Consider the following 1,212-nt stretch of genomic DNA (forward strand, 5'->3'; position numbering starts at 1 on the left):
AATTAGAAGGATTAGAAGTTACACCATACCAAAAAAGGTTACCTACAGACAAACCCGTTTTTAAGCAAAATAATTCTGTAGGAGTTTTAAAAAGAGTATCTAATGCAATAGAAAACACAGGTAACTTTTTGACTAATATTACTTTAGTTCCAGCATATAATCTTTCTTCAGATGCAATAAATGGCACATATAAACTCTTTACTGGAGGATATAAATTTAATCCGTATATTATAAATGATATAGATGACGATTTAAATCGTACTCAAAATTCAGTTGAAAACTATTTTGAAAAAAAATCATTAAAACAAATAGGAAGTGATTTAGGCAATGGTTTAACAAAGTTGGAAAACTATGAATTGGCAGGGCAATTATTTGTTTTTCACAAAATAGGTCAGGCATATGGAAGAGGTTCTAGTCTTGGTTCAAACACTGTTTCAGAAACTAATAACTTAATAAATGGTTCAGGTAGAGCAGCTGGAGTTATAGAGGTTAGTAACAATGTTAAATCACTTGCTCAATTTAAAAAATATACACCTAAAAATGCTATTGAATTTGTATTTGATCCAGAAACAGAAATATTTACAGTTGGAAGAGTCAAAAACCCTATATCTGGACTGTCTCCACATCAAAATTTAGCTAGAGTAATAAATGCAGGTAATAATGTGGTTGGAGGGATGTTTAAACGAGGTGCGAATGGAGAAATCTTAACGAATGAAGCTTCAGGTCATTTTCACAAAAATTGGACTCCAGAAATAAGAGAAAAATTTGTGAAATTCCTTGAATATCAATCAGGTGAAGAGGTTAAGCATACTTCAAAGCCTAGTTTTTAAAACTATAAAAATGCAAGAAATAATAAAAAATAAGAATTTTCAGGATTTAATTATTGAGGATAAAGTATATAAATTTTTAGAGATAGCTAGTTTTTCTGATTTAAATTTAACGTATGGTTGTTATGATTCTGGCTGGATAATAATAAGTAGAGAAGGCATTGAAGTAATAGAATATAACAGTGAAAAATTTAGATATATTAGTTTTTTAAAATTTATTGAAATATCTACACCATTAATAAAAGAGGAAATACAAAAGAGAATAATTGAAAATCATAATTGTTTAGAGTTATTCCCTATTGAAAATGTTTTGCATTTAATATTACATATGGAATCTGATTATTGGTTAAATCTATGTATTAATCTTTTAATTGATATGAATTAT

2 protein-coding genes and 1 pseudogene (1 of these 3 only partly in view) are annotated in these 1,212 nt (G+C 27.8%); all 3 read left to right on the forward strand.

Going from position 1 to position 1,212, the window contains the following annotated elements:
* Positions 1-6: pseudogene (locus tag B0A78_RS15090) on the forward strand (hypothetical protein) (its annotated part extends 177 nt beyond the left edge of the window); the annotation flags it as partial.
* Between the two features lie 122 nt (positions 7-128).
* Positions 129-830: a polymorphic toxin type 43 domain-containing protein gene (locus B0A78_RS10130; RefSeq protein WP_169859136.1), complete on the forward strand. Its 702-nt coding sequence runs from the start codon at positions 129-131 to the stop codon at positions 828-830.
* Positions 831-840: 10 nt separating this feature from the next.
* Positions 841-1,212: hypothetical protein (locus B0A78_RS10135; RefSeq protein ID WP_133065786.1), on the forward strand; the 372-nt coding region annotated here is incomplete at its 3' end.

This window comes from Flavobacterium columnare NBRC 100251 = ATCC 23463, from assembly GCF_002530675.1.
Lineage (GTDB): Bacteria > Bacteroidota > Bacteroidia > Flavobacteriales > Flavobacteriaceae > Flavobacterium > Flavobacterium columnare.